The organism is Stenotrophomonas maltophilia group sp. RNC7 (assembly GCF_030910085.1).
GTDB lineage: Bacteria > Pseudomonadota > Gammaproteobacteria > Xanthomonadales > Xanthomonadaceae > Stenotrophomonas > Stenotrophomonas sepilia.
In genome coordinates this window covers 1-543 of record NZ_JAVFVN010000127.1, presented here as the reverse complement: position 1 = coordinate 543, position 543 = coordinate 1, and the positions used below count along the sequence as shown (strand labels likewise).

The window sequence follows — 543 nt, the reverse complement described above, 5'->3', positions numbered from 1 at the left end:
CCATCACAAACTGAAATTAAAATTCAATGGGAGTCCGTCATACGAGCAACAGCATACGATATCGAGGTGAATGGAAATCTCATTGAAGATATCAATGGCTCAAGCTATGTCCATAAGGGTTTACAGCCTTTAACAGACCATACCTACAGGGTTCGTGCTAAAAATGCAGGAGGAATTAGTGATTGGAGTTCGAGCATTAAGATGAAGACTTTGCCTTATCCACCAGCAGAGCCAACCAACGTAACTGCCCAGCCGACAAAGACATCCGTCACCTTAAACTGGGATGCAGTAGAAGGTGCAGATGGATATGAAATTGAGATCGACGGTATGATTATAGAAAATGGTGCAAACATTTCATATATCCATGATGGGCTAGCGCCTTATTCAGGGCATACCTACAGGATTCGTGCGAAAAATCTAGGGGGAAAGGGACCTTGGAGTAATAAGCTAGATGTGACCACACATCCAGAAGAACCAGAGACCCCAACAAATATTATGACGACAGCAGATCAAAATTCTATTACATTGACATGGTACAATGTA

At 42.4% G+C, this 543-nt stretch carries 1 protein-coding gene; it reads left to right on the top strand.

Features of this window, described 5'->3' with window-relative positions:
- On the top strand, window positions 1-543 hold a 543-nt coding region (locus RCF13_RS01520), incomplete at both ends, for a fibronectin type III domain-containing protein (protein ID WP_308140757.1).